General features: G+C 45.6%; 22 protein-coding genes and 1 pseudogene. 22 read left to right on the plus strand and 1 reads right to left on the minus strand.

The window, feature by feature from the left end:
• The 13 genes and pseudogenes from KI350_RS19160 to fni form a co-directional block, all read left to right on the plus strand.
• Positions 1 to 197 (plus strand): annotated as a pseudogene (locus KI350_RS19160) (IS5/IS1182 family transposase); the annotation flags it as partial.
• Between the two features lie 78 nt (positions 198 to 275).
• A complete protein-coding gene (locus KI350_RS19165) occupies positions 276 to 1,061 on the plus strand; it encodes a metallophosphoesterase (protein WP_020451982.1) in 786 nt (261 codons plus the stop codon).
• Between the two features lie 153 nt (positions 1,062 to 1,214).
• Positions 1,215 to 1,799, plus strand: a complete 585-nt coding sequence (locus KI350_RS19170) for a genetic competence negative regulator (protein ID WP_020451981.1) — start codon at positions 1,215 to 1,217, stop codon at positions 1,797 to 1,799.
• A 195-nt stretch (positions 1,800 to 1,994) separates the two neighbouring features.
• Positions 1,995 to 3,269 carry a Glu/Leu/Phe/Val family dehydrogenase gene (locus KI350_RS19175; RefSeq protein ID WP_020451980.1) on the plus strand — a complete coding sequence of 425 codons (1,275 nt, stop codon included), beginning with the start codon at positions 1,995 to 1,997 and terminating at the stop codon, positions 3,267 to 3,269.
• Between the two features lie 89 nt (positions 3,270 to 3,358).
• Entirely contained in the window at positions 3,359 to 4,324 is a 966-nt protein-coding gene (locus KI350_RS19180) for a YpdA family putative bacillithiol disulfide reductase (protein ID WP_023857466.1), read from the plus strand.
• Between the two features lie 108 nt (positions 4,325 to 4,432).
• Positions 4,433 to 5,401 carry an asparaginase gene (locus tag KI350_RS19185; protein ID WP_020451978.1) on the plus strand — a complete coding sequence of 323 codons (969 nt, stop codon included), beginning with the start codon at positions 4,433 to 4,435 and terminating at the stop codon, positions 5,399 to 5,401.
• Positions 5,402 to 5,480: 79 nt separating this feature from the next.
• Entirely contained in the window at positions 5,481 to 6,149 is a 669-nt protein-coding gene (gene prsW / locus KI350_RS19190) for a glutamic-type intramembrane protease PrsW (protein WP_020451977.1), read from the plus strand.
• Positions 6,150 to 6,335: 186 nt separating this feature from the next.
• A complete protein-coding gene (gene sleB, locus KI350_RS19195; RefSeq protein ID WP_373368064.1) occupies positions 6,336 to 7,238 on the plus strand; it encodes a spore cortex-lytic enzyme in 903 nt (300 codons plus the stop codon).
• Between the two features lie 16 nt (positions 7,239 to 7,254).
• A complete protein-coding gene (ypeB, locus tag KI350_RS19200) occupies positions 7,255 to 8,607 on the plus strand; it encodes a germination protein YpeB (protein WP_020451975.1) in 1,353 nt (450 codons plus the stop codon).
• Positions 8,608 to 8,770: 163 nt separating this feature from the next.
• Positions 8,771 to 8,947 (plus strand): YpfB family protein, encoded by a 177-nt coding sequence (locus KI350_RS19205; protein ID WP_020451974.1) that lies wholly within the window; start codon positions 8,771 to 8,773, stop codon positions 8,945 to 8,947.
• A gap of 79 nt (positions 8,948 to 9,026) precedes the next feature.
• On the plus strand, positions 9,027 to 9,707 hold the full coding sequence (gene cmk, locus KI350_RS19210) for a (d)CMP kinase (RefSeq protein WP_020451973.1): 681 nt from the start codon (positions 9,027 to 9,029) through the stop codon (positions 9,705 to 9,707).
• Positions 9,708 to 9,924: 217 nt separating this feature from the next.
• Positions 9,925 to 11,073, plus strand: a complete 1,149-nt coding sequence (gene rpsA / locus KI350_RS19215) for a 30S ribosomal protein S1 (protein ID WP_003183030.1) — start codon at positions 9,925 to 9,927, stop codon at positions 11,071 to 11,073.
• A 15-nt stretch (positions 11,074 to 11,088) separates the two neighbouring features.
• Positions 11,089 to 12,138, plus strand: coding sequence for a type 2 isopentenyl-diphosphate Delta-isomerase (gene fni, locus KI350_RS19220; protein ID WP_020451972.1), 1,050 nt, complete (start codon positions 11,089 to 11,091; stop codon positions 12,136 to 12,138).
• A 29-nt stretch (positions 12,139 to 12,167) separates the two neighbouring features.
• Here the strand turns inward: fni and KI350_RS19225 are convergent, their stop codons facing one another.
• Complete coding sequence (locus KI350_RS19225; RefSeq protein ID WP_003183025.1) at positions 12,168 to 12,299, minus strand: YpzI family protein; 132 nt, start codon at positions 12,297 to 12,299, stop codon at positions 12,168 to 12,170.
• A 72-nt stretch (positions 12,300 to 12,371) separates the two neighbouring features.
• On the opposite strand from KI350_RS19225, the gene KI350_RS19230 reads away from it, so the two are divergent.
• The 9 genes from KI350_RS19230 to hbs all read left to right on the plus strand — a co-directional run bounded on the left by KI350_RS19230 (position 12,372) and on the right by hbs (position 20,233).
• Positions 12,372 to 12,974 carry a YphA family membrane protein gene (locus KI350_RS19230; protein WP_020451971.1) on the plus strand — a complete coding sequence of 201 codons (603 nt, stop codon included), beginning with the start codon at positions 12,372 to 12,374 and terminating at the stop codon, positions 12,972 to 12,974.
• Positions 12,971 to 13,870 (plus strand): YIEGIA family protein, encoded by a 900-nt coding sequence (locus KI350_RS19235; RefSeq protein WP_020451970.1) that lies wholly within the window; start codon positions 12,971 to 12,973, stop codon positions 13,868 to 13,870. The genes KI350_RS19230 and KI350_RS19235 overlap by 4 nt, the downstream gene beginning before the upstream one ends.
• Entirely contained in the window at positions 13,867 to 14,061 is a 195-nt protein-coding gene (locus KI350_RS19240; protein ID WP_020451969.1) for a capping complex subunit for YIEGIA, read from the plus strand. Before KI350_RS19235 ends, KI350_RS19240 begins: the two co-directional genes overlap by 4 nt.
• Before the next feature lie 161 nt (positions 14,062 to 14,222).
• On the plus strand, positions 14,223 to 15,533 hold the full coding sequence (gene der / locus KI350_RS19245) for a ribosome biogenesis GTPase Der (RefSeq protein WP_020451968.1): 1,311 nt from the start codon (positions 14,223 to 14,225) through the stop codon (positions 15,531 to 15,533).
• A gap of 15 nt (positions 15,534 to 15,548) precedes the next feature.
• Entirely contained in the window at positions 15,549 to 16,589 is a 1,041-nt protein-coding gene (locus tag KI350_RS19250; protein WP_020451967.1) for an NAD(P)H-dependent glycerol-3-phosphate dehydrogenase, read from the plus strand.
• 325 nt (positions 16,590 to 16,914) lie between these two features.
• On the plus strand, positions 16,915 to 17,118 hold the full coding sequence (locus tag KI350_RS19255) for a DUF2768 domain-containing protein (RefSeq protein WP_020451966.1): 204 nt from the start codon (positions 16,915 to 16,917) through the stop codon (positions 17,116 to 17,118).
• 22 nt (positions 17,119 to 17,140) lie between these two features.
• Entirely contained in the window at positions 17,141 to 17,857 is a 717-nt protein-coding gene (locus KI350_RS19260) for a hypothetical protein (RefSeq protein ID WP_020451965.1), read from the plus strand.
• Between the two features lie 201 nt (positions 17,858 to 18,058).
• Positions 18,059 to 19,537, plus strand: coding sequence for a stage IV sporulation protein A (spoIVA, locus tag KI350_RS19265; protein ID WP_020451964.1), 1,479 nt, complete (start codon positions 18,059 to 18,061; stop codon positions 19,535 to 19,537).
• A gap of 417 nt (positions 19,538 to 19,954) precedes the next feature.
• Entirely contained in the window at positions 19,955 to 20,233 is a 279-nt protein-coding gene (hbs, locus tag KI350_RS19270) for a non-specific DNA-binding protein Hbs (protein WP_003183006.1), read from the plus strand.
• Positions 20,234 to 20,361 lie beyond the last annotated feature (128 nt).

Raw genomic sequence — 20,361 nt, forward strand, 5'->3', positions numbered from 1 at the left:
TGCGCTGGACAACCCTACGGGGTAAGAAAAAATTGTCCATGCAGGCGATGCTTGTTTTCGCTGCCATGAATCTCAAAAAGCTGGCGAATTGGACCTGGAAAGGTCCTCATCGCCAGCTTTTTCGTCGAAAAAATAGAACAAAATGGACAAAAATAGGTCGGATCATAGAAATCCGACCTATTTTGTCAACGGTCTGAAAGACGTTTTCTTATTAAAAGAAACGTCTTTTTGCATAAAGCCGTCTTATGATAAACAAAACAGATTGGAGAATGCACATGATCTATTGGCTCAGTCTGGCTTCGGCCGTTTTCATCGGTTTTGCTGCTTTAGTGTGGAAAATGTCAGGTATCGCGCGCGAAAACCGGGTATTGAAAGCCGAGTTTTCGCTCAGGCGCCTAAATAACGAATTGACCGTCTTTTTTATTTCGGATATTCATAGGCGGACAGTCAGTGAAGACATTATTCGTGAAGTGAAAGAACACGGGGTTCAGCTCGTCTTGATCGGCGGCGACTTAGCGGAGGGCGGCGTTCCTTATTCGAGAATTGAAGAAAATATCAAAAGGCTTTCAAGTTTGGGAAAAACGTATTTTGTATGGGGAAATAACGATTATGAAGTTGATCAGGAAAGGCTGCAGGAAATATTCAGGGCACACGGCGTAACGCCTTTGCGCAATGCTTCGGTTTTGCATGACCATCAAGGACAAGCCGTCAATATTTGCGGAGTGGATGACATCAGGCTCGAATTGGATGATTACCCGGCAGCGCTCAGAGGCGTGCAGCAGGATTTTCCGACCATCCTTGTGTCACATAATCCGGAGATTCATCATCAAATACAGGAGACGGACGGTATTGATCTCATATTGAGCGGTCATACCCACGGAGGACAGATTCGCCTCGGCAGATTCGGGCTCTGTGAAATCGGAGGAACCGGAACCGTTCATCAGGCGCCGTACTTGATCAGCAACGGCTATGGCACATCGAAGCTTCCGCTGCGGCTGGGAGCGAGGCCGGAAACCCATCTGATTAAGCTGGTCCCGGGACCCTGCATGGAAGGAAACTGATGCTTTTTCACTGAAAAGGAACGAAAAGGCGGCATTGTGCTTGTCTTCCGCCCAAACACAGTGTAAACTGGTATCAAAATTAAGAACCTATGACTCATCATCTCCATATAATAAGATATATGATGTGTGCAAGAAGAGGCAGGAGGGAACGTTATGCGGCTTGAGCGTCTAAATTATAATAAGATCAAAATCTTTCTGACACTTGACGATCTGACAGACCGGGGGCTGACGAAAGAAGACCTTTGGAAAGACTCATTTAAAGTTCAGCAGCTGTTTAAAGACATGATGAACGAAGCGAATACAGAGCTCGGGTTCGAAGCGAATGGCCCAATCGCTGTTGAAGTGTATTCTCTTCAAGCACAAGGAATGGTCATCATTGTCACAAAAAATCAAGAGACAGATGAAGACGATAATGAGTATGATGAGGACTATATTGAAATGCAAGTCAAACTTGGCGAAAGTGTTGACATTATATATGAATTTCAAACGTTTGAGCATCTGATTGAACTTTCCAAAAACCTGGACCGCATCGGTATTCAAGGCGGGACAGTCTACCACTATGAAGACAGGTATTTCTTAAGTCTCGACGATTTTGACTCCCATGAGGCTGACGGCGTGATTTCGATTTTAGCCGAATATGGGAATCCGACGACTTTAACGATTTACAGGCTGCAGGAATACGGAAAGAAAATCATGGAAAACAATGCCGTTCAGACCATTCAGACATATTTCAAATAGCCCGCATCCAAAAAAGATATTCTGCTGTGTTAAACAGCAGTTTTTTTCTGCCGAAAATAAGAATATAACAAAAAAGATTTTTCTCGAATATTTTCACGAAAAATGGTTGATTGTTCTTTGCATGATTAGTGCAAGGGTGTATACTATTCTCTGAAAGGACAACATGCCAGAAAGACTTTAGGAGGTTAACTTATAATGGTAGCCGATCAAAACACCGGTCATACTGAAGAAAACACACATGACGTTTTGAAATCAACGCAAACGGTGATACATAAGGCGCTTGAAAAATTGGGGTATCCTGAAGAGGTGTATGAATTACTAAAAGAACCGATCCGTTTTTTAACGGTGAAAATTCCGGTTCGCATGGACGATGGATCTGTTAAGATTTTCACGGGCTACCGAGCCCAGCACAATGATGCAGTAGGGCCGACAAAAGGCGGCATCCGTTTTCATCCGGGAGTTACAGAAAAAGAAGTTAAAGCGCTTTCTATTTGGATGAGTCTGAAATGTGGCATCATCGACCTTCCATATGGAGGCGGAAAGGGCGGGATCATCTGTGATCCGCGGGATATGTCCTTTCCTGAACTGGAACGTTTAAGCAGAGGGTACGTCCGGGCGATCAGCCAAATTGTCGGACCGACAAAAGACGTGCCGGCTCCCGATGTATTTACCAATTCTCAAATCATGGCATGGATGATGGACGAATATTCAAGAATCGACGAATTCAACTCGCCGGGCTTCATTACCGGCAAACCGCTCGTTTTAGGTGGTTCTCACGGCAGAGAATCTGCGACAGCAAAAGGGGTTACAATCTGCATTAAAGAGGCGGCGAAAAAGAAAGACATCGACATTGAGGGAGCTTCTGTCGTCGTGCAGGGGTTCGGAAATGCGGGAAGCTACCTTGCGAAATTCATGTATGACGCGGGTGCAAAAGTTGTCGGCATTTCTGATGCATACGGCGGCCTGTATGATCCTGAAGGGCTTGACATCGATTACCTGCTTGACCGCCGGGACAGCTTTGGAACGGTCACAAAGCTGTTTAATGACACCATTACAAACAAAGAACTGCTGGAGCTGGAATGCGACATTCTGGTGCCGGCTGCAATAGAAAATCAAATTACCGCGGAAAACGCCCATAACATCAAGGCGAAAATCGTTGTCGAAGCAGCCAACGGCCCGACGACGCTCGAAGCGACGAAAATTCTTTCCGACCGCGGCATTCTTCTTGTACCGGACGTGCTGGCAAGCGCCGGCGGTGTAACCGTATCGTATTTTGAGTGGGTGCAAAACAACCAGGGATTCTACTGGACTGAAGAAGAAGTTGAAGAACGTTTGGAAAAAATGATGGTCAAATCGTTCAACAATATTTACGAAATGGCGCACAACCGCAGAATCGACATGCGGCTTGCAGCCTATATGGTGGGCGTCCGCAAGATGGCGGAAGCATCCCGCTTCAGAGGCTGGATATAGGTTCAAACATTTGCAACAACCCAAAAAATCTCCTATCATAAAATAGGAGATTTTTTGATTTGCCCGATATGACAGGAGATGAACGGAACATGAAAGAAGAAAAAGTGATCATTATCGGCGGTGGCCCCTGCGGGCTTTCAGCAGCTATTCACATGCAAGAGATCGGAATAGATGCACTCGTCATTGAAAAAGGAAACATCGTCAACAGCATTTATCAATATCCTACACACCAAACCTTTTTCAGCTCAAGCGAAAAACTTGAAATTGGCGATGTCGCTTTTATTACTGAAAATCACAAGCCGGTCAGAAATCAGGCGCTTTCTTATTACAGGGAAGTCGCCAAGCGGAAAAATTTGCGGATCAACGCGTTTGAGAAAGTTCAATCCGTCACAAAAACAGAAAATAACCAATTTGTCGTGGAAACATCAAAGGATACGTATTTGTCGTCATTTTGCGTGATCGCAACGGGATATTATGACAACCCGAACTATATGAACGTCCCGGGAGAAGACCTTCCGAAAGTGTTCCATTATTTTAAAGAGGCTCATCCGTATTTTGATAAAGATGTTGCGGTTATCGGCGGGAAAAACTCAAGCGTCGACGCGGCGATGGAGCTCGTTAAAGCGGGCGCAAGAGTGACCGTTCTGTACAGAGGGAACGAATATTCCTCCAGCATCAAACCATGGATCCTTCCCGAATTCCTTTCGCTTGTCAAGCACGGAAAAATCAGAATGGAATTCCGGGCGGTCGTCAAAGAAATTACGGAAGAAGAGCTGATTTTTTCTGTCGACGGAAAAGAGACCAAGATCAAAAATGATTTTGTATTCGCGATGACAGGCTATCACCCTGATCACGGCTTCCTTCAAAAAATGGGAGTCGAAATTGACGCGGAGTCGGGCCGTCCTTCCTTTAATGAAGAAACGATGGAGACGAACGAAGAAGGCATCTTCATCGCCGGCGTTATTGCGGCCGGGAACAACGCAAATGAAATCTTCATTGAAAACGGACGTTTTCACGGCGGCTTAATTGCAGCTGAAATTGCTAAACGAATATAAAACCAATATTTTATGATTTGTATCAGGCAAAAGAGAGCATATTCTATATATAGATGTGCTCTCTTTTTTTATCGGCACACAGATCAACATGAAAAGGGGCAGCCTGACATGAAAAAGAAAGTAGCTCTTATTACAACAGGAGGAACGATCGCCAGCCGGAAAACCGAAAGCGGCAGGCTTGCGGCAGGGGCGATCAGCGGTCCTGAATTAGCCGAAATGTGCAGCCTGCCGGAAGATGTCCAGATCGATGTCTATCCGGCGTTTCAGCTTCCGAGTATGCATATTACATTTCAGCATTTACTAGAACTCAAACAAACCGTCGAACGCGTTTTTCAGGACGGCAGCTATGACGGCGTGGTTGTGACGCATGGTACGGACACGCTTGAAGAAACCGCTTATTTTTTAGATTTAACCTTGCAGGATGAGAGGCCGGTCGTTGTCACAGGCTCACAACGAGCCCCCGAGCAGCAAGGAACAGATGCATATACAAATATCAGACACGCCGTTTATACAGCGTGCAGCCCAGATATAAAAGGAGCCGGCACGGTCGTTGTTTTTAACGAGAGGATCTTTAACGCGCGCTACGTTAAAAAAGTGCACGCTTCGAATCTGCAGGGTTTTGACGTATTCGGCTTCGGTTACTTAGGGATTATTGACAATGATAAAGTATATGTTTATCAAAAGCCCTTAAAGCGGGATGTTCATCAGCTGCAAAGACCGCTTCCTGAAGTGGATATCGTCAAATGCTATCTGGATGGAGACGGCAAGTTTATCAGAGCCGCTGTCCGCGAGGGTGCAGCAGGGATCGTCCTTGAAGGAGTCGGAAGGGGACAGGTACCGCCGAATATGGTGGGCGATATTGAGCAAGCTTTACATCAGGGCGTTTATATCGTCATCACGACGAGCGCAGAGGAAGGCGAAGTGTATACGACCTATGACTATGCGGGCAGCAGCTATGACCTCGCAAAAAAAGGTGTCATCTTAGGCAAGGATTATGACAGCAAAAAAGCGAGAATGAAACTGGCCGTCCTTCTTGCAAGCTATGAAGAAGGCATAAAAGACAAATTCTGCTACTAGGCGGCCCGTTCTTTTTCAATTTCAAAACAATCCGAATCATGGTAGGATAGAATGAGATGAAAAGGAAAGAGGTTTCCTCATGTTCGGAATTATCTCAGCAGGCTTAGCTCCCGGAATCGCACTGTTAATGTATTTTTACTTAAAGGAAAAATATGAATCCGAGCCCATTCATATGGTCATCCGCCTTTTTATACTGGGGGTTTTGCTCGTTTTTCCGACGATGTTTATCCAGTATGTATTGGAAAAAGAACACATTTCTGAGGGCAGTTTTGTCGTTTCATTTTTAACTTCCGGCTTTTTGGAAGAATTTTTAAAATGGTTTTTGCTGATGGTCAGCACTTTTCAGCATATCGACTTTGATGAACACTATGACGGAATCGTATACGGGACAAGCCTTTCATTGGGGTTTGCGACGCTTGAAAATATATTGTATCTCATCGGGAACGGGGTGGAGTACGCTTTTATGCGCGCTTTGCTTCCGGTTTCCAGCCATGCCTTATTCGGAGTGATCATGGGCTTTTACATCGGCAAAGCCCGTTTTTCCGCAAGTAAAACAAAGATGAAATGGCTGTTCTGCTCGCTTTTTATTCCGGCCTTGCTTCACGGTCTCTTCGATTATATTCTGCTCGCCTTAAAAAACTGGATCTATTTTATGCTGCCCTTTATGGCGTTTCTTTGGTGGTTCGGCTTGCGCAAAGCAAAAAAAGCCCGTTCCGTCAAAGACGGCGGGCAGTATCTTCAGCAATAGCCGCCCCGAGCAAGGGCGGTTTTTTAAATTTTCTTGTCAGGCATATTTGCCTAAAGATGAAACAGAAAGGAAAGCATGTATAAAATCTGCCTCGCTACAAAAGATATGGGTACAAAAATGCTGGAGGAGGCTTAAAACATGAAGTCGAAAGGTTCTTTTTGTTTGAATGTCATTTTATGTACCATTATGGCAACCAGTCTTTCACTTCCATTCAGTCAAAAAAGCGCTGCCTTTTCTGAACAGGTGATACAGCGGGGGGCGACAGGGGATGATGTGATTGAACTGCAGGCAAGGCTTCAATACAACGGCTATTACAATGGCAGAATTGACGGAGTATACGGATGGGCGACATACTGGGCCGTCCGCAATTTCCAAAATCAGTTCGGCTTGAAGGATACAGACGGCCTGGTCGGGCCGAAAACAAAACGATTATTAATCAATCATACTAAATATTACAGCGACTACGTGCACAGACAGCTTCGAAAAGGAAACCAATTTACACATTACGGCGGGATGCCGCTGAAGTATCAGACGAAGCCTTCAAAAGAAGTGCAGCAGCAGGCGAGAAAAAAGGCGGAAGCAAGACAGCAGCAGGGCACTGCCCAAAAGCAGCCGCAGCAAAAGCAGCAGGCCGCTCCTGCACAGCCGAAAAAACAAGCGCAACCAAAGGCTGCACCTAAACAACAGGCGCCTAAAAAACAAGATGCCGTTGCAGCCAACATGCCGGGCGGTTTCTCGAACAACGACATCAACCTGTTGGCCCAAGCGGTTTACGGTGAAGCGCGCGGAGAACCGTATGACGGCCAGGTTGCCGTTGCAGCCGTTATTTTAAACAGGCTCGACAGCCCTACCTTCCCGAACACGGTGGCTGGTGTTATCTTTGAACCGCTTGCATTTACAGCTGTCGCCGATGGACAGATTTACATGACCCCGGATGAAACGGCGAAAAAAGCCGTTCTTGACGCCATCAATGGCTGGGATCCGTCAGAAAATGCCACTTACTACTTTAACCCTGCCACGGCCACTAGCTCATGGATTTGGGGGAGACCACAAATTAAAAGGATCGGTAAACACATTTTCTGTGAATAAAAGCGAGGTGCTATAAATGATCAGAGGAATTTTAATCGCCCTTTTAGGTGTCGCCATCGTCGGAACAAGCTATTGGGGCTATAAGGAACATCAGGAGAAAGACGCCGTTTTGCTTCATGCCGAAAACAACTATCAAAGGGCATTTCACGATTTAACTTATCAGGTGGATCAGCTGCATGACAAAATCGGGAGCACACTTGCGATGAACAGCAAAAAAACGCTGTCTCCCGCCTTGGCGGAAGTCTGGAAGACGACTTCTGAAGCACATAACAATGTCAGCCAGCTGCCGCTGACCTTAATGCCGTTTAACAAGACCGAAGAATTTTTGGCAAAGGTCGGAGATTTCAGCTACAAAGCAGCCGTGCGCGACCTTGACAAAGAGCCGCTTAATAAAAAAGAGTACGCTTCTTTAAATCAGCTATATGAAAATTCAAAGGATATACAAAATGAATTGCGTAATGTCCAGCATTTGATTATTGACAAAAATCTGAGATGGATGGATGTAGAACTTGCGCTCGCGTCCGGCCAAAAACAAAGCGACAATACGATTATTAATGGATTTAAAACCGTTGAAAAAAGCGCAAGTGCGTTTTCTGATACGGATTTAAGCCCGACAGAGATGACGAACACGAAAAAAGAGCAGCAAGGGTACGACCATTTAAAAGGCAAGAGAATAACCGAAAAAGAAGCGCGCAAGATTGCCCAAAAATTCGCTCAGGACAAAAATTACAATATCAAAGTGTCGAAAAGCGGCAAGAAAACGAACAGGGATGTATACAGCATCAGCATGCAGGACCCTGATCAAAAAGCGGATATTTATATGGACATTACCGAAAAAGGCGGATATCCGGTTTATCTGATCCAAAACAAAAAAATTAAAGATGAAAAAATCAGCCTGAACGACGCGTCGAACAAAGCCCTTCAATTTTTGAAAAAAAACGGCTATAAAACCGAAGACCTGAAGATGGATGAAAGCTCGCAATACGACGGCGTCGGCGTATTTTCGTTTGTTCCGGTCCAGGACGGCGTCTGGCTCTACCCGGACAGCATCCGCATCAAGGTCGCGCTTGACGACGGCGAAATTACCGGGTTTAATGCAAAGGATTTCTTAATCTCCCATAAAAAAAGAAACTTGCCGAAGCCGAAATTAACGCTTGAAAAAGCGAAAGCAAGCCTGAATCCCAACGTAAAGGTTCAGGAGACGCGCCTTGCTCTAGTCACAAACGAGCTTTCACAAGAAGTGCTCTGCTATGAAATTCTCGGCACGATTGAAAACGATACATTCCGCATGTTTATCAATACCGAAGACGGCACGGAAGAGAAGGTCCAAAAAATGAAAAGCGCAGAACCGATATATAACGATTTGTAAAACGATAGATCTGAGGGAAAAGGCGGATAACACGCCTTTTCCTTTTTAGCATTCGGAATAATTCGTTCTAAACATTTCCATACTGAACGTATGGGCGGAACATCCGCCGGTGAAAATTGAACATGTCCGGCGCAATAAATTTTCCGGGCAGCGGAGGAACGATATGAAAACAATCGAACGGTTATTATTTAAGATTCTTGTCGTACAGGCGGTCATATTAATCTGCGTGCAGCTTCTTTTTCATTTCTCCAAGGCTGAGCCTTATCTGTCAAAAGTCGTGCAGTATGAAGGCGTGAACAACATGAAAATCGGCGAATGGATCGAGACATTTAAGCCGTAATTCACGCTAAAATCTCCCCTTTTTCGCCTAATACATGATACAATCCTATAAGGAGTACCAGATAGCAAGGAGAGGAATTATGGAAAAGAAATTATGCATTGCAATAGACGGCCCTGCGGCAGCCGGAAAAAGCACCGTGGCGAAAATCGTGGCCGGAAAAAAGTCGTATATTTATATCGATACGGGTGCCATGTACAGGGCGATTACGTATTTAGCGCTGAAAAAGGGCGTCGATTTAAACGACGAAGCGGCTTTGACGGCCTTGTTAAAAGAATCTGCCATTGATCTCACGGTTTCGCCTGAAGGAGAGCAGAAGGTTTATATCGCAGGCGAAGATGTAACAGAGTCGATCCGCACGGATGACGTGAGCAACCAAGTTTCAATCGTCGCCAAACACGCCGGGATCCGCGAAGAAATGACGAAAAGGCAGCAGCAGCTGGCTGAAAAAGGCGGCGTCGTCATGGACGGCCGCGACATCGGAACCCACGTTCTCCCGAATGCGGAAGTGAAAATATTTCTTTTGGCGTCCGTTGAAGAGCGGGCAAAACGCCGCTTTGAAGAAAACGTCAAAAAAGGGTACAATGTAAACTATGAAACGCTTGCAGAAGAAATCCGGCGCCGCGACAAAATCGATTCAGAGCGCGAGATTTCGCCGTTGAAAAAAGCGGACGACGCGCTTGAAATCGACACGACTTCACTGACGATCGATGAGGTGGCCGAAAAAATCCTGCAGGTTGTAGACAAAAAGGCTCAAAAATAAAAAATCCGGGCAAATTACTTATTGTCTGCATGTTTTGACTTGACAAACACAGGCTTTTATTAGAAGTTAGTAATAATAAATCATGTTTTAGAACATTCAAATATCCATTTTTGAATGGTTCTTTAATACATATCGGCTGTCCGGATCGGATATCAATTCGTCCGGAATAACCGTTTTTACAAAAGCTGTGTAGGTTTGGACCAAGGAGGTTATTGAAATGACAGAGGAAATGAATCAAATTGATGTTCAAGTACCAGAGGTTGGAGATGTGGTGAAAGGTATTGTAACGAAAGTTGAGGACAAGCATGTCGATGTTGACATCCCCAACTGCAAGCAAACCGGAATTATCCCAATCAGTGAATTATCAAGTCTTCATGTTGAAAAAGCATCAGATGTCGTCAATGTAGACGATGAGCTTGAATTAAAAGTGACAAAAGTGGAAGACGATGCATTGATTTTATCAAAACGTGCTGTTGATGCAGACCGCGCTTGGGAAGACCTAGAGAAAAAGTTTGAGTCAAAAGAAGTGTTTGAAGCCGAAGTAAAAGACGTCGTCAAAGGCGGTCTGGTCGTCGATATCGGCGTGCGCGGATTCATTCCCGCATCGCTTGTAGAGGCGCATTTTGTTGAAGATTTTACAGATTATAAAGGAAAGACGCTTACTTTAATCGTCGTTGAGCTTGACAGAGATAAAAACCGCGTGATTTTATCACACCGTGCGGTTGTTGAAAAAGAGCAGTCGGAAAGAAAACAGGAGTTTCTTCAAACGCTGGAAGCCGGACAGGTGCTTGAAGGAAAAGTGCAGCGCCTGACAGACTTCGGTGCTTTCGTTGACATCGGCGGCATTGACGGTCTTGTTCACATCTCCCAGCTGTCGCATTCACACGTTGAAAAACCGTCAGACGTAGTCGAAGAAGGCCAGGATGTCAAAGTCAAAGTGCTGTCCGTTGACCGCGACAATGAGCGAATTTCGCTATCAATCAAAGAAACGCTTCCTGGGCCTTGGTCCAACATCGGCGAAAAAGTGAAGCCTGGAGACGTATTGGACGGAAAAGTCCAGCGCTTGGTGAGCTTCGGTGCATTTGTCGAAGTGCTGCCTGGAGTTGAAGGCCTCGTCCACATTTCGCAAATCTCGAACAAACACATCGGAACGCCTCATGAAGTCCTTGAGGAAGGCCAGGACGTTAAAGTGAAAGTTCTTGACGTCAACGAAGAAGAAGAGCGTATTTCTTTAAGCATGAAAGAGCTTGAAGAAAACACCGATAAAGCAGAGCAGGAAGATTACCGTCAATACCAGGCTAAGGAAGAGTCTTCAGGATTTCAGCTTGGTGAAATGATCGGAGACAAACTGAATAAATTAAAGTAAAATTTGGTGATGATGGTGACGCGAGCGAAAAGAAAAAAAGAACACATTGATCATGCCCTGTCCACCGGACAGAAACGTCAGACCGGGCTTGATGATATTACGTTTGTTCACGTCAGCCTTCCGGAAACGGAATTGTCACAAGTTGATACTTCAACCAAAATAGGCGAACTGTTTTTAAGTTCGCCTATTTTTATCAATGCGATGACAGGCGGGGGCGGGAAGGCGACGTTTGAGATCAACAGGGCTTTGGCGAGGGCGGCTGCACAAACGGGCATACCCGTTGCTGTCGGCTCGCAAATGTCCGCTTTGAAAGACCCTGATGAACGTCCTTCATACGAGATCGTCAGAAAAGAAAATCAGAAGGGTCTTGTATTCGCCAATTTGGGGAGCGAAGCGACGGTGGACCAGGCAAAGCGGGCGGTCGACATGATTGAAGCCGACATGCTTCAAATTCACCTCAATGTGATTCAGGAAATTGTCATGCCTGAAGGCGACCGCAGTTTTACAGGTCGCCTGCGCCGGATTGAAGACATCTGCCGAAATGTCAGCGTACCGGTCGCCGTAAAAGAAGTGGGCTTTGGCATGAGCAGGGACACCGCGGCCCGGCTTTTTAACGCCGGGGTTCAGGCGGTCGATGTCGGCGGTTTCGGAGGAACGAATTTTTCGAAAATCGAAAATTTGCGCAGGGATAAAGCGGTTCAGTTTTTCGATCAATGGGGCATATCGACAGCAGCCAGCCTGGCTGAAGTCAGCTCTCTGTTCGGCGATCAGCCGATTATCGCATCCGGAGGCATACAAGATGCCCTTGAACTGGCCAAATCAATAGCGCTGGGCGCGTCTGCGGCGGGGATGGCGGGCTATTTTCTCCAAGTGCTGACAGCTTCGGGAGAAGAGGCGTTAGCCGCCGAAATCGAGAGCCTGATCGAAGATTTCAAAAGGATCATGACCGTCTTGGGATGCCGGACGATTGAACAGTTGAAAAAAGCACCGCTCGTTATCAAGGGCGATACATATCATTGGCTGAAAGCGAGGGGTGTTGACCCCTTTGTTTACAGCAAGCGCTAAAAAACCGGCTTCTCATGAGCCGGTTTTTTTTACGGGTTTCGCTTCCGCGCGTCCTCCGCGCTTTCGAGAGAGGCGGCACCATTGTAGCTGATGGACTGGTCACGGTCGGATTCCGTTCGCTTTTGCTGTTTCAGCTTCTTTTCCTGCCTGTCTTTGCCCAATTCTGTTCCCTCCTTATCGCACGTTTAAAAAATCTCAAGTCACTCCATACTGAAAATGGAGGATGAAAACATATGGAAGAATTCTATTATTATTGGTCAATGTGGTTTTTATGGGTGCTGACGACTTTTATCCTTGAGAAAAACAGCTTTCGCTTTTATGCGTCAGCATTTATTCTGCTCAACATCATTTTAAGTATGTATCAGGTTCAGCTCTTTCTGCATTTTAATGCCGCCTATTTGTCGTTTTATATGGGAGCTTTCATGCTGTGCGGTTATTTAAGGCTTCATAAAAGCGTCAAGCGGCTGCTGCTTCATTTGTCGATGGTGTCCGCCTACGGTTTTTTGTTTCTGTTTGCATTATATGACCCTGTTTGGTTTATCCTAAAGCCTGAATGGCTGATCATCATTCTGTTTGTCATCATGACGGCGGCTTTTGAAAGAAGCTTCGCCGCCCGTCTCGGGCTGTTTGTGCTCGGTGCGTGCCAGGGGGAGCTCTTGTATACATTCGTCATCAGAAAGCTTTATGGAGACATTGCAGCCGGAGGTTATTCATGGCTGTCAATGTGCGCTGCGGGGATCGTTCTCGTTTACGGAATCTCCCAGTATGAACGGCTGATGCATCAGTTCTATCATAAATGGAAGCGATTGAATAAAGGAGCAGCAAAAATGTCATGAGCCAATATACTTATCCGATCATCTTGGGAATTATCGCCGGTATTGTTGTCAGAGTGTACATGCTCCGAACCGACTACCGCCAGTACCCCACATACCTTCATGGGAAAACGATACATATTGCGCTGGCTTTGATCGCTGCCAGCATTGGAGCGATCATTATTCCGTCGATCTTAAAATCGGATTATACAGCGATTACGTTCTTAACGCTGGCTGCAACCCAATTCAGGGATGTCCGGAATATGGAACGCGAAACATTGACGCAGCTTGACGGCTATGAACTCGTTTCAAGAGGCAGCACGTATATCGAAGGAATTGCGATCGCCTTTGAAAGCAGAAATTACATTGTCATTTTCACATCGCTCCTGACGACCCTCGCATACATTCTGTTTTCATCGGTATGGGCAGGCCTTGCTGCAGCTTTCATCTGTTTCATCTCGGGCAGGATCTTAATGTCCGGAAGCTTTATTAAGGACATCGTCGATATAGAGTATAAAAAGCCTCATTTTGAAGGAGCCGGCCTTTATGTCGACAATATTTACATTATGAATATCGGGCTTCCTGAAAAACAGAAGCTGATTTTGGAACACGGCATGGGTTTTATTTTAAAACCGAAAAATTTTAATTCCGCAGTAACCATTGCCAATCTCGGGCAAAGACAAGCGATTTTATTCGACGTTTCCAATGTGCTCGGCGTGTATCGAGACTCCGGAGAACCCTCTCTTTCGCCGCTGGCGAAAAGGGATTTGAATGACGGGCGGGTCGCGGTTTTTGTCCTTCCGGTCATCAAGGACAAGGAGACGGCGATCAGGGTCATCGGCGATGTTCCGACGCTGGAAAACGCCATTCGCGTACCGATGGAATTTATTAAAGAAAAGCACAGCAAGGTGATAAAATGAGCGAATCAATCGAAAATTTCATTCTCGCCGTCGTCACAACAAGGCGAGAGCGAGTGATCGGAGGGACGGCTGCATTTTTCTGCGACACCCCCGAGGAAATGAACACGTACGCGAAAAACCTTGAAGCCATTCTCGACGGAATCGCCCACGGAATAGGAGATGACCTTTATTTGATTGTGAAACATTTTTAATTACAGTTGTGATCTTTTTAGAAATTGATATAATATATGAGTTAAGCCCTTCTCATGGAATAAGAAGGGTTTCTTTCTTCAAACTGATTTTTTGAAAAGAGAAATAAATGATGATTCATTTAAAGATGGAAAAGCTTTACTGAATTGAAAGGAAGGGTACTATGGGAAAACCTGTCGTAGCCATAGTTGGAAGGCCCAATGTGGGGAAGTCCACGATCTTTAACAGGATCGCTGGCGAAAGAATTTCGATTGTGGAAGATACACCTGGCGTGACGCGGGATCGAATATACAGCTCTGCCGAGTGGCTGAATCACGACTTCAACCTGATTGATACAGGCGGAATCGAAGTCGGCGATGAGCCGTTTTTGGCGCAGATTCGCCATCAGGCCGAAATCGCCATGGAAGAAGCAGATGTGATTATTTTCATGACGAACGGCCGCGAAGGCGTCACGGCTGCTGATGAAGAAGTGGCAAAAATTTTATACCGTACAAAAAAACCTGTCGTTCTGGCGGTTAATAAAGTGGATAATCCTGAAATGAGAGCAAACATTTACGATTTTTATGCCCTCGGCTTTGGCGAGCCGTACCCGATTTCAGGGACGCACGGCCTCGGTCTCGGCGATCTGCTTGACGCGGTCAGCGAACATTTTAAAAACATACCCGAAACGAAGTATGAGGATGAGGTCGTTCAATTTTGCCTCATCGGCCGGCCGAACGTCGGAAAATCCTCTCTTGTAAACGCCATGCTTGGAGAAGAGCGCGTGATCGTCAGCAATATTGCGGGAACAACGCGCGACGCCATTGACACGAGGTTTACATACAATCAAAGAGACTTTGTCATCGTTGATACAGCCGGGATGAGAAAAAAGGGAAAAGTGTATGAGGCAACTGAAAAATACAGCGTCCTCCGGGCTTTAAAGGCGATCGACCGCTCAGAAGTCGTCTGCGTCGTCTTGGACGGCGAAGAAGGCATCATCGAGCAGGACAAGCGGATTGCCGGCTATGCGCATGAAGCGGGAAAAGCCGTCGTCATCGTCGTGAATAAATGGGATGCAGTCGAAAAAGACGAGCGGACGATGAAAGAATTCGAAGAAAAGGTTAGAGATCACTTTCAATTTTTGGACTACGCGCCTGTTTTGTTTATGTCCGCTTTGACGAAAAAGCGCATCCATACGCTGATGCCTGCAGTCATGACGGCAAGCGAAAACCATTCGATGAGGGTGCAGACCAATATTCTTAATGATATCATTATGGATGCAGTGGCTATGAACCCGACGCCGACGCATAATGGCAACCGCTTAAAAATTTATTATGCGACACAAGTGGCTGTGAAGCCGCCGACATTTGTCGTATTTGTCAATGATCCTGAGCTGATGCATTTTTCTTACGAACGCTTTTTGGAAAACAGGATACGCGACGCCTTCGGATTTGAAGGAACACCAATCAAGATTTTCGCAAGAGCAAGAAAATAAAGAGGTGTAGTAAAAATGACAAAAGTATCGATTTTGGGAGCCGGAAGCTGGGGAACAGCCTTGGCGCTCGTTTTGGCGGACAACCAGTACGATGTGTGCATTTGGGGCCATCGTGAAGAACTGATTCAGCAAATCAATGAACACCATGAAAACAAAGATTATCTGCCGGGTGTCAAACTTTCTGAAAACGTGCATGCCACAACAGATCTTGAAGCTGCAGTGGCCGATGTCAAGACGATCATCGTCGCCGTTCCGACAAAAGCGATCCGCGAAGTTCTCGCACAGGCTGTTTCCTTCATCGACCAAAAGGCGATTTTTGTACATGTTTCAAAAGGAATTGAGCCTGACACGCTGCTCCGCATTTCTGAAATGATGAAAGAGGAAATTCCGGCTGAATTAAGGGAGGACATCGTCGTTCTCTCCGGGCCGAGCCATGCGGAAGAAGTCGGTTTAAGACACCCGACGACGGTAACCGTATCTGCCGACAGCAGCATTGAATCGGCACAGGCGATCCAGGATATGTTTATGAATCAGAATTTTCGCGTGTATACCAATCCGGATATGATCGGCGTAGAGATCGGCGGCGCGCTGAAAAACGTCATTGCGCTTGCCGCGGGCATTACAGACGGTTTGGGGTACGGAGATAATGCGAAAGCCGCGCTGATTACAAGGGGCTTGGCAGAGATCGCCCGACTCGGCACGAAAATGGGCGGAAACCCGCTGACATTCTCGGGGCTTACAGGAATCGGAGATTTGATCGTCACCTGCACGAGCGTCCATTCACGAAATTGGCGAGCCGGTAATATGCTGGGTAAAGGCTTCAAACTGGATGAAGTTCTGGAAGAAATGGGGATGGTCGTTGAGGGGGTCCGCACGACAAAAGCCGCTTATCAGCTTTCAAAGAAATTTGATGTGAAAATGCCGATTACCGAGGCATTGCACAAAGTATTGTTTGACGGCGAAAAAGTTGAGACGGCAGTCGAATCATTGATGGCGAGAGTCAAAACACACGAGATGGAAGATCTTGTGAACACATTTGAAAATCAAATGAAATGACCACTCCATCACCAACTGCTTTATACTCTCCTCTAAGTTCGTTTTAAAAAAACCGAAACATTTTGGAGACTTAGGCAAGAGAGGATACATTTGTCCGAAGACTTGCATAAAATAGAATCGAAGTCTGGAAGAGCTGTATCTTACCAATTGGGTTATATAGTCACAATCGTTATGCCTGAAGCAAAGCCCCCCTCTTTGCTTCAGGTTTTTTTTGCGGTTTTTTCCGTTTCGAAATATTGGAAAAGCTGTTGAACTTCTGGTTTTTCTTATATAAAATGAAATATAACGCTTACATCACAAGAAAAGGTAGAAGGAGGGCTTCAATGTGAATGTCGGTCTGTTAAAAATGTGGTTTGCCTTGGGATCAATGGGCCTGATGTTCTTAGCGGTGATTGCCATATACATAAGCAGATATAAATTTAAAAACCGTTTTTTAAAAGTGCTCACGTCGTTCGTCGCCTATACATGTATGCTCATCTCCGGCGTGATCGTCTTTTTTGTCGTCTTCAGCGGTCCCGTCAACGAATAAAGCATAAAAAAGGAAGATTCATATGAAAATCGTAAACGCACTACTTGTTACTGTATTGACCGCAATCATGCTAAGCGGCTGTTTGTACCCTGAAGAAAGAAAGGCGAAAAACAGCGTGCCGTATCAGCACCAGCTCAAAGAAGTGCAGGCGGCCGTTGATGAATTCAGGGAGGCGACGGGAGGGCTTCTGCCGATTAAGACAAGGGATATGAGCGTTCCAATCTATCAAAAATACCCTATCGATTTTAACAGGCTGTCCCCCCGGTATATGGCTGAGCCGCCGGGTACTTCCTATGAAAGCGGCGGAGAGTACTTGTACGTTCTTGTCGATGTAGAAAAAAAGCCGACGGTCAAGCTCATTGATATAAAAATGTCGGAAATGATCAGAGAGCTAAAGCTTCGGGTCGAAATGTATAAAGATCAGCACAAGTATCCACCGTATAAAAAAGTCGTATCCAATCACTTATTCATGCTTGACCATGAAAAGCTCGGACTGAAAGAGGCGCCTTCTGTCACGAGTCCGCTTTCCGGCACCTCTCTGCCGCTTCTCGTCGATGAAAAAGGCGACATTCAAGTGGATTACCGAGTGGATTTGGCCAACCTGATAAAGCGGTCGAAAAAAACGGTAAAGCCGGGTGAGGAAATTCAGGATTTGATGTGGAAAGAGACGCCTTTTGTTCCAGCGTTTTCGGTAAAGTATACAGTGAATGACAAACAGGAACCTGTTTTTCTCGAATAGAATATCGGTCAAAATGCAAGTATCAGTCATGAATCTTTCTCCTCAGCATACAATGAGGAGAAAGGTTTTTTCATGCATGCCGAAAAAATTTCCCTAAGCTGTCATATTGAAATAGGACAACGTCATACACTATAGTGTCCTGTTTTTGATTGATGAAGAAGTAAAAAATTGAAAAGGATTGGAAGTCCGGGAGGGGATCACTTGGAAAAGGTCGATATTTTCAAGGATATCGCTGAACGAACAGGAGGCGATATATACTTAGGTGTCGTAGGAGCTGTACGTACAGGAAAATCTACGTTTATTAAAAAATTTATGGAGCTAGTGGTGCTCCCGAATATCAACAATGAAGCAGACCGGGCGCGCGCACAAGATGAGCTCCCCCAAAGTGCCGCTGGCAAAACCATTATGACAACTGAACCGAAGTTTGTTCCGAATCAGGCAATGTCAGTTCATGTCAGTGACGGACTCGATGTGAATATAAGGCTTGTCGACTGTGTCGGCTATACTGTACCCGGAGCAAAGGGATACGAGGATGAAAACGGGCCGAGAATGATCAACACTCCTTGGTATGAAGAGCCGATTCCGTTTCACGAAGCTGCCGAAATCGGCACGAGAAAAGTCATCCAGGAACACTCCACCATCGGTGTTGTGATTACGACTGACGGCACGATTGGAGAAATCGCCAGACAGGATTATATCGAGGCTGAAGAACGGGTGATCGATGAATTAAAAGAGGTTGGAAAACCGTTTATCATGGTCATCAATTCCGTAAGGCCGTACCATCCGGAAACGGAAGCGCTCAGGCAAGAGCTGATGGAGAAATACGACATTCCGGTGCTGGCGATGAGCGTTGAAAGCATGAGGGAAGCAGACGTTCTGAGCGTTCTCAGAGAAGCGCTTTACGAATTCCCTGTACTCGAAGTCAACGTCAATCTTCCGAGCTGGGTCATGGTATTAAAAGAGAATCATTGGCTCAGGGAAAACTATCAAGATTCCGTTAAAGAAACCGTCAAAGATATTAAAAGACTGAGAGATGTCGACCGCGTCGTCGGACACTTCAGCGAATTTGATTTTATCGAGCGCGCCAGCCTCGCCGGAATTGAAATGGGCCAGGGGATCGCCGAAATCGATTTGTACGCGCCGGATTACCTGTACGATGAAATTTTGAGGGAAGTCGTCGGCGTTGAAATCAGAGGAAAGGATCATCTCCTTCAGCTCATGCAGGATTTTGCCCATGCCAAGACCGAATATGATCAAGTATCAGATGCGTTGAAAATGGTGAAACAAACCGGTTATGGAATCGCTGCTCCCGCATTAACCGATATGAGCCTTGATGAACCGGAAATCATCAGGCAGGGGTCAAGATTCGGAGTCCGCCTGAAAGCGGTGGCGCCGTCGATTCATATGATCAAAGTCGATGTGGAGAGCGAGTTTGCGCCAATCATCGGAACAGAGAAGCAGAGCGAAGAGCTTGTCCGCTATTTAATGCAGGACTTTGAGGATGATCCGCTGTCAATCTGGAATTCCGACATTTTCGGAAGGAGCCTGAGCTCCATCGTCAGAGAAGGGATTCAGGCGAAGTTGTCCCTCATGCCTGAAAATGCAAGATATAAGCTGAAGGAGACGCTCGAGCGCATCATCAATGAAGGATCAGGCGGCTTGATTGCGATCATCTTATAAAAGGGAAGGCCTCTTATCATACGGGAGGTCTTTTTTTCATGCCTGAAACAGGATGAACAGGCGCCGTGAAAGGGATTGAGACGGCAGGGGCAAGCGGCTGGAAATATAGGAAAGATTATGATTAAAAAAGGAAAAACAGGAATATTTGTTCGTTTCATTCTGCTTAAACCTTGACGAATAAGGGATCATCGCTTTAAAATGCTTGATATGGTTATTCAGATGTGTTAATCTACATACAGAAAATCTTCACTTTACTGGACAAACGTTCCTCTCAAAGTGAAATTTTCACTGAAAGCCGTGAAATGCCTTTTCTATATTTATTTGAAATTTCTGTTCAAACAGGTATAGAAACAGGTTGAACTGTGAAGAAATGATGATAATCTATTGTTTGATACCTTTTGGGAGGAGGTGAAAGGCATGAACAAGACAGAACTAATCAATGCGGTTGCAGAAGCAAGCGAACTATCTAAAAAAGACGCTACTAAAGCAGTTGATTCTGTTTTTGATACAATTTTAGATGCACTTAAAAACGGTGAAAAAATTCAATTGATCGGTTTTGGTAACTTTGAGGTTCGTGAGCGCTCAGCTCGTAAAGGACGCAATCCTCAAACAGGTGAAGAAATCGAAATCCCTGCAAGCAAAGTACCTGCTTTCAAACCAGGTAAAGCGCTTAAAGACGCTGTAGCAGGAAAATAATTGTATGTATATATGCCGTTTTCGCGCGTAATACATACCATGTTGTTTCTTCACAGGAAAGCCCCTTTTCAAAGGGGCTTTTCATAATTTTAAGGCTTTTTTTCAGACGGAAAACATTTTGCCGGCAA

Origin of the sequence: Bacillus sp. J41TS8 (assembly GCF_018333035.1) — a bacterium.
GTDB lineage: Bacteria > Bacillota > Bacilli > Bacillales > Bacillaceae > Bacillus > Bacillus paralicheniformis.

What these genes read in the sequence shown, in the direction of transcription:
- sleB (WP_373368064.1), top strand. Translation starts at nt 6,336, where the DNA reads ATGGCAACCAGTCTTTCACTTCCATTCAGTCAAAAAAGCGCTGCCTTT.
- KI350_RS19165 (WP_020451982.1), top strand. Translation starts at nt 276, where the DNA reads ATGATCTATTGGCTCAGTCTGGCTTCGGCCGTTTTCATCGGTTTTGCT.
- KI350_RS19230 (WP_020451971.1), top strand. Translation starts at nt 12,372, where the DNA reads ATGGAAGAATTCTATTATTATTGGTCAATGTGGTTTTTATGGGTGCTG.
- KI350_RS19180 (WP_023857466.1), top strand. Translation starts at nt 3,359, where the DNA reads ATGAAAGAAGAAAAAGTGATCATTATCGGCGGTGGCCCCTGCGGGCTT.
- KI350_RS19185 (WP_020451978.1), top strand. Translation starts at nt 4,433, where the DNA reads ATGAAAAAGAAAGTAGCTCTTATTACAACAGGAGGAACGATCGCCAGC.
- cmk (WP_020451973.1), top strand. Translation starts at nt 9,027, where the DNA reads ATGGAAAAGAAATTATGCATTGCAATAGACGGCCCTGCGGCAGCCGGA.
- KI350_RS19235 (WP_020451970.1), top strand. Translation starts at nt 12,971, where the DNA reads ATGAGCCAATATACTTATCCGATCATCTTGGGAATTATCGCCGGTATT.
- ypeB (WP_020451975.1), top strand. Translation starts at nt 7,255, where the DNA reads ATGATCAGAGGAATTTTAATCGCCCTTTTAGGTGTCGCCATCGTCGGA.
- rpsA (WP_003183030.1), top strand. Translation starts at nt 9,925, where the DNA reads ATGACAGAGGAAATGAATCAAATTGATGTTCAAGTACCAGAGGTTGGA.
- KI350_RS19250 (WP_020451967.1), top strand. Translation starts at nt 15,549, where the DNA reads ATGACAAAAGTATCGATTTTGGGAGCCGGAAGCTGGGGAACAGCCTTG.
- prsW (WP_020451977.1), top strand. Translation starts at nt 5,481, where the DNA reads ATGTTCGGAATTATCTCAGCAGGCTTAGCTCCCGGAATCGCACTGTTA.
- KI350_RS19175 (WP_020451980.1), top strand. Translation starts at nt 1,995, where the DNA reads ATGGTAGCCGATCAAAACACCGGTCATACTGAAGAAAACACACATGAC.
- hbs (WP_003183006.1), top strand. Translation starts at nt 19,955, where the DNA reads ATGAACAAGACAGAACTAATCAATGCGGTTGCAGAAGCAAGCGAACTA.
- KI350_RS19170 (WP_020451981.1), top strand. Translation starts at nt 1,215, where the DNA reads ATGCGGCTTGAGCGTCTAAATTATAATAAGATCAAAATCTTTCTGACA.
- der (WP_020451968.1), top strand. Translation starts at nt 14,223, where the DNA reads ATGGGAAAACCTGTCGTAGCCATAGTTGGAAGGCCCAATGTGGGGAAG.
- KI350_RS19240 (WP_020451969.1), top strand. Translation starts at nt 13,867, where the DNA reads ATGAGCGAATCAATCGAAAATTTCATTCTCGCCGTCGTCACAACAAGG.
- KI350_RS19260 (WP_020451965.1), top strand. Translation starts at nt 17,141, where the DNA reads ATGAAAATCGTAAACGCACTACTTGTTACTGTATTGACCGCAATCATG.
- KI350_RS19205 (WP_020451974.1), top strand. Translation starts at nt 8,771, where the DNA reads ATGAAAACAATCGAACGGTTATTATTTAAGATTCTTGTCGTACAGGCG.